Origin of the sequence: Faecalibacterium sp. AF10-46 (assembly GCF_003604105.1) — a bacterium.
Classification (GTDB): Bacteria; Bacillota; Clostridia; order Oscillospirales; family Ruminococcaceae; genus Faecalibacterium; species Faecalibacterium taiwanense.
Map to the genome: position 1 here is coordinate 1 of NZ_QVGY01000022.1, position 6,644 is coordinate 6,644.

General features: G+C 49.7%; 6 protein-coding genes. 3 read left to right on the forward strand and 3 right to left on the reverse strand.

Going from position 1 to position 6,644, the window contains the following annotated elements; translation table 11 throughout:
* The 3 genes from DWV57_RS14045 to DWV57_RS14055 all read left to right on the forward strand — a co-directional run.
* A partial coding sequence (locus tag DWV57_RS14045) for a YodL domain-containing protein (RefSeq protein ID WP_120021102.1) occupies positions 1-2,012 on the forward strand: 2,012 nt, incomplete at its 5' end.
* Positions 2,013-2,033: 21 nt separating this feature from the next.
* Positions 2,034-2,960: a hypothetical protein gene (locus tag DWV57_RS14050; protein ID WP_207666274.1), complete on the forward strand. Its 927-nt coding sequence runs from the start codon at positions 2,034-2,036 to the stop codon at positions 2,958-2,960.
* Between the two features lie 3 nt (positions 2,961-2,963).
* Entirely contained in the window at positions 2,964-3,164 is a 201-nt protein-coding gene (locus DWV57_RS14055; protein ID WP_120021104.1) for a transposon-transfer assisting family protein, read from the forward strand.
* Between the two features lie 108 nt (positions 3,165-3,272).
* On the opposite strand, the gene DWV57_RS14060 is transcribed toward DWV57_RS14055, so the two are convergent.
* The 3 genes from DWV57_RS14060 to DWV57_RS14070 all read right to left on the reverse strand — a co-directional run.
* Complete coding sequence (locus tag DWV57_RS14060; RefSeq protein WP_207653470.1) at positions 3,273-4,454, reverse strand: DUF3644 domain-containing protein; 1,182 nt, start codon at positions 4,452-4,454, stop codon at positions 3,273-3,275.
* A gap of 38 nt (positions 4,455-4,492) precedes the next feature.
* Positions 4,493-5,548 carry a PDDEXK nuclease domain-containing protein gene (locus DWV57_RS14065; RefSeq protein ID WP_120021105.1) on the reverse strand — a complete coding sequence of 352 codons (1,056 nt, stop codon included), beginning with the start codon at positions 5,546-5,548 and terminating at the stop codon, positions 4,493-4,495.
* A 106-nt stretch (positions 5,549-5,654) separates the two neighbouring features.
* A partial coding sequence (locus DWV57_RS14070) for a relaxase/mobilization nuclease domain-containing protein (RefSeq protein WP_120021106.1) occupies positions 5,655-6,644 on the reverse strand: 990 nt, incomplete at its 5' end.

Consider the following 6,644-nt stretch of genomic DNA (forward strand, 5'->3'; position numbering starts at 1 on the left):
CCATCGGGTTTGAGGACATCGAGGGCGGGGCGCACGGTTATTTCCACCTGCTTGACAACCGCATTGCCATTCAAGAGGGCATGAGCCAGTTACAGACCATCAAGACGGCTATCCATGAAATTGCCCACGCCAAACTTCACGCCATCGACCCCACCGACCCGGAACAGACCAACCGCCCGGACAGCCGCACCCGCGAGGTGCAGGCCGAAAGCGTAGCTTATGCTGTCTGCCAGCACTACGGGCTGGACACATCCGAGTATTCCTTTGGTTATGTGGCCGGGTGGAGTTCGGGCCGGGAACTGGCCGAGTTGAAAGCCTCTCTGGAAATTATCCGCAATACGGCCCATGAACTGATCTCCGCACTGGACGAACATCTGGCAGAACTGCGCCAGCAGCGGGAAACAGAACTTTCCACTGCACAGGAGGCTGCATTTGCGCTGGACAACGGCAATACGCTGTTCATCCAGACCTGCGATTCCGGCTATGACTACACCCTGTATGGCCCGGATAATAAGGCTCTGGACAGCGGCCAACTGGACGCACCCGGCCTGACCTTGAAAGATGCCGGAGAAGAAGCCCTTGCTCTGCTGGGGCAGACAGCCGCGGTGGCGGAAGTTCTGTTGGGCGATAAGCTGGCGGCGTTCCAAGAGGCGGCGGAAAAAGCAAATGAACTTTCTGCCCCGGAAGCAGAAAAAGCCGCTGCGACAGATTTATCCGCAGAGCCTACGGTCACGATTCTGTGGAGTGAAAGCGACAAGCTGCAGGACGGCGAAATCATGCCGCTGTCTGTGGCAAACCGCGTTTTTGAAGAACTGGACACCGCCCAGCACACGGACCGGGAAAAGGACGGCTACACGGGCGGCTGGTACGACAAGACCGCATTCCGTATTGACTTTACTCTGAACGGCCAGCCGGATAACTACGAGGGACGGCAGGATTTTGGTGACGGAGAGGGTTCTTTGGTTCAGCATATCCAGAACTACCACGAATACTACGCCAAGGACGAGAACTGGAAAAATTTTGTTCTGCACAACAAAGGCCCGGAAGCGTGGGAACAGGACAAGGCAGAGCGCGAAATGGTGCTGGACGAATTTATCCCGTACCTCAAACAGCACTGCAATCTTTCGGCTATGGAGCAGACGGCCACCACCGCTTTGCGGGAAGGACAGAATATTTCGCCGGAACAGGCTGCCTATTACAACACTGTTGTGGCCTATGTGCAGGACTGCCGCCCGCTGCTCAACCAAGGCCAGTATAACTTGCCGGAACCGCCCAAGCTGGCTGACTTTGACCAGAGCTTGCAGAACTACAAGGCGCAGGTGCAGGCCGAGATCGCGCAGGAAGCGGCGACTGCCGGAATGACCGTAGAGGAATACGCAGCGGCAGGCTTTGAAGCACCGCAGCAGGACAGCTTTTCCATCTACCAGCTGCGCAACGAGGATTCCACCCGCGATTACCGTTTTGAGCCCTACGACCGCCTGCAGGCTGCCGGTTTGACCGTGGATAAGGCCAACTATACGGAAGTATACGCCGCACCGCTGACTGCTGGCATCACATTGGAGGACATCTACCGTACATTCAATGTAGACCATCCGGCAGACTTTAAGGGACACTCGCTGTCTGTTTCGGATGTGGTGGTGCTGCACCAGAACGGACAAAATACCGCTCACTACTGCGATAGTGTGGGCTTCCAGCAGGTGCCAGAGTTCTTGCGAGAAAATCCGCTGCGCACCGCAGAGCTTTCCACGGAACAAAACGAAAATATGATTGACGGTGTGCTGAACAATGCGCCCTCTCTGGGCGAGTTGGAGGCCAAAGCAAAAGCCGGAGAACAAATCTCTCTGACGGACCTTGCCGCCGCAGTCAAGGCCGAAGAAAAGGCACCAAAAGCCAAGAAGTCCCACACGGCCAAGCCGAAAAAGCCATCCATCAGGGCACAGCTGGATGCCGCAAAAAAGGAGCAGAGCAGGCAAACGCCGCCACGGGAAAAGACAAAGGAATTGGAGGTATAAGCCGTGCAAAAATTTGAAAATATGGATGTGATCGCTGCGCTGGAAGCCATTATGCACCAGAACACCGCATACTATCAGAGCGATTTTGCCTATGACATCAAGATGCTACGGGAGGCCGCCCGCAGCGACCAGCCGAAAGATAAGCTGCTGTTGTGGCTGTCCCGGCCCTCTGGAACATTCTGTTTCCGGGAACGGGACGTGCTGCTCAAAGACACCCAAGCCTACAATACATGGAAATTCTGCGGCGAGCAGACCCACGACAGGATTCTTGCCTACGCGGTGGAGCTGACCGGCGCAGCCAATGGAACCGTGCAAGGCAATCTGTATGAATTGGACTATCAGCAGCACTTCCAGCATATCCGGGATGCCGCCCTGCCCGTGGGTGCCAATCGTCTGATCTACGAAAGTGGGATGCGGGAGATTGGCCCGAAAGAGCGTTTCAACAGCCGACCGGACAAATATTTCGGGGAGTTCGTGCGGTATGAAACGCAGCCCCGTGACCCGGAACTTCTGCAAGCGGCTATCCGGCAGGAGCAGCGCAGCCGGGAATCTGCGCAGCCCGGTGACTTCAAAGAACACCTTGCGGCATTGCACACCGGGCTGATCGAGGCCGAGGCCCAGCGTATCGTAGCCGATATGAAGCGTCTGGCTGCTCCCAACAGCCCGGACAAGAATCATTTCATGGTGGAGGTGTCACCCTACTTCACCAAGCTGGCATCCAGCCGGGACACGGACCAGCTGCTTGCCATGCTGCCGTATAAATCTTTACATCTGTCCAGCGTAAAAGACCGTTTTGGCATCTATGCGCTGGTTGGCAAAAACGAAAACCGGGACAAGGGCATCTGCAAGCCCCGCACTTCCGTCCGCAAGCAGCTTTCCGAAACAAAACAGGCCGCCAGCCCGAAAAAGGCAGCGGCCCGCAGCAAGCAACACGAAATGGAGGTCTGACGCATGAATTTCAGCGTAGAAGAAGAAAATTTGATTTGTATGTACCACGCTTCTGACCGCCGCCGGACGATGGCGCGGATGCTGGCCGCCCTGCCGGATATGGATACCGAAATGCGGCGGTTGGCAAACGGCACCATTGCAAAGTTGGAGCGCATGACCGATGCTGATTTTGATGGACAGAGGTTTGATTTTACGAATGAATAATACCGCTAGCTCGACAACCGCACATTATTTTTAATCAAAGTAATGTGTCGTTGTCAACACAGAAATAGCCGGACACGGTGGCCTTGTGGCTGCTGTGTCCGGCTTTTTCTATTTTAATCTTCCAGTATTCTTTTTGCAGTAATCCTCTATTAGCGGTATGATTGATTCATACCATCCAAAATGTCCATATTTCAAAGGACAGCCATATTCTGTGCTTTCTTTTTTGATGCCGAGCTCGTTTTTCCATATTTGATTAAACCACCATACATTAAAACGGGAATATCCCTTCTTTTTCATAATATCAACAATTTCGGATGGAGTATATGTGATTTTGGCTTCTTCGTGTCTTTGCAATTCCTTTTCTTGACAATGTTTTTCTACAACTGGAAGCCAGTTTTCATACCACATCCATTGATTTTTGGTAATATAGATTCCATATTTTTCTCTACTCTTTAGCTCGTTCTTCCAAAATGCAGTCATATCTCCAGTGTTGAACCAAGTATATCCTTTTTCGTTCATCAATTTGACTACATCTTTTGAAAGGTATTTTTTCTTTTCAGTTTCTTTTATTAGTGTATACGCAGCATTTAATCCTTGCGCTTGCGGACTATCCGCTCGTACGAATGTAATAACCTGATCTGTTGTGCTGTTAACACGCTTTCCATCTACGCGTGCAAATACAACACGATATGCATAATGTGTATTACCAAGTTCATCCTCGCTTAAAGAGTCCTCAAATTCTGTTATAAAGTTTTTTATGTTATTTGATAGTTTCTCATTGCGGAAAAGTTGCTCTTTCTGTTCGGCTTCTATGGGTGAGAATTGAATAGCAAGTCCGAGTTCCTGATCAACTCCAAATACATTTCCAAACAATTTTTTGATGTAAAAATTGTAATTGATCGAACACGCTTGAAGTTTTGCACTGATAGATGCATCTATCTTTTTGGTCATTTGATGCTCAATCTCGTGCCGTATTCCGATTAAAAATTTAAGATTGCTAGCAGTTATGGAATCGATTGGAGAATCTTGACAATCCAGACAACGCTCAAGCTCCCAATGTTTATAAGCTCCATGCTTTGTCTTATCATATACTTTTTTCTTTCCCTTATTATGAAAATAACGGTAATCTATGCCTTCATTGGCATAGAATGCATGAAGTAAATAAGTCCAAGCAATAATTGCCAATGTAATAAATGTTTCTGATTTAAACGTGATTTGAGGATTATTGTACAACTGAACAGCCGACATCATGGCTTCTCGTGATTTTATAAGTAATTCAGTTTTTTTCATTGTGTCCTCCATGGATTCAATAATATTTTCAGTTCCAATTAGTTATCGTTTTTCTCTAATTTAGGATGTTGCATATAGAAAATATTTTTCTGCCGCTCAATTTCAACCCGCAGCTGTTCTTTAGTGGGCAGGTAAGTCAGATACTTCGACATGAACAGATGGTCGTTATCATGCAGGACAGAGTATCGCGCGATGTCCTCGCTGGTTTCGCCACACAGCAGAATGCCAATCGTGGGGTTGTCACCCTCTTTGCATTTGAGTTCATCGTACATCCGAACATACATATCAATCTGGCCGACATCTTGATGGGTGATCGTCCCCATTTTCAAGTCAATCAGAACATAGCATTTCAGTTCGATGTTGTAAAACACAAGGTCGATGTAGTAATCTTCCGTATCGGTCACAATATGCTGCTGCCGGGCCACGAAAGCAAATCCCTTTCCCATTTCCATGAGGAAGTCCCGGATGTGAGAAAGAATTGCAGACTCCAAATCGGACTCTGCAAAGGAATCTTCGGTGCGAAAGCCTAAAAATTCTGCCACGATGGGACTTTTGAGAAGTTCAAACTGATGCTTGGGTTCTGCTGCCGTTTTCTCTTTCATTTCTGCAATGACGGCTTCTTTTTTCGGAGAATGGAGCAGCCGATAATAATACTGTGTGCCAATATTACGGTCAAGGGTACGAACACTCCAATTTTCATTGGCAGCTTCATTCATATACCAAACACGGGCATCTTCGTCAGGAACACGTAACAACGCACGAAAATGTGACCAGTTGAGATTTGGAACACGCGTGTTCCAAATCTCAAAGTCAGGAAAGCACAAATAAAATTTTCGGTAGTATCGGAGACTTCTACCAGAATAATTGCTTCCAAACTCTTTCGTAAGTTCATCAGACAGAATCGAAATCAGCCGTTTGCCATACTCTGCACGCTCGGCACCGCTCTGTTCCTCTTCAACAATGCGCTTTCCAATGTTCCAGTAGGTCATAATCATTGCGCGGTTAGCTGCATTATAGGCAACATTCTGGCCTGCGGCAATCAAATTTTTAATATCGGAGATTACAGGCTGATACGGAATGAGGTTGCTGTCCATTTGAAAAATCTCCTTTCCAACTGAGGATTTTTTCTAAGAATCATTGTTTTAATTATAGCAGATATTGTCTGAACTGTCAGCCGATTGCGAGGAAAACTTGCGCAGCTTACCGTTCCTGCACCTGCTCCTTTCCCGGTGCTGTCCGCAGAATGCCGTCCACATTCTGCTTTATGATGCCATACTCCTGCATCTGGCGTTTGGCATCATTGTACTGCCGCTGCATCTGGTCTTTCTGCTCGGCCAGTTGCTTATACTCGTTTTTCAGGGCGTAGAGGTCGAGCAGCTTTTGAAAGCCCTGCTCTTTTAGAGCTTTCGCCGCTGCTTCATAGAGAATCAAGGTTCCTTCATGCTTACGTCGGAACTGCTTTTTGTCAGCAGCCCGCTGATACTCCTGCAACAGTGGGTGCAGTTCCTTACAGGTGGTTACATCCTTTATCAGCACGGCCATTTCTGCAAGCCGGCGCTCTGCTGCTTTCAATGCGGCGGCAGCTTCGGTGCTGGCGGCGGTGATCTCGGCCACCCGGCTTTCCAAATCCGGGTAACTATCAATTTCATGCTCCGTCAGAAAGTTCAGCGTCCGGGCAGCCTGTTTCAGATTGTGGAGTTTTGCCCACTTCTCATACCCTGCGGACTGCTGGGCCTTAATGCTGTTCTCCAAATCAATCCGCAGCGAAATTTTGCGGTTTTCTTTGGGTTTCCGCTCCACGAACCTCCCTTTGATGCGCTCGGTGATAGCTTCCTCGGTGTAGGCTTCGCCCAGCGTTTTGCAGCGGGTGAACCGTTCCTGTCCGAGCGCACGGAACGAAACGTACTTGCCCCGCTTGACCTCGTAGCCCTGCTCCTGCAGGAGCCGCAGAAAATCGTCAAAATCCTTGGCCTGCCGGAGGGCTGCATCTATGACGGTTTTCAGCTTCGCCTTCCAGCTCGTGCCCTTGCGGTGCGCGTCCCACTCGGCATAGCTCTTGCCCCGGTCTTGACCGGGCATCACCACGGACAGGCCGTATTCCTTGCACAGCCGGTCGCTGGTGCGCCGGATGTAGGCATAGCTTTGTCGGTTGGAAACATACTTGCGCTGGTTCACCATGTCCACTGCACA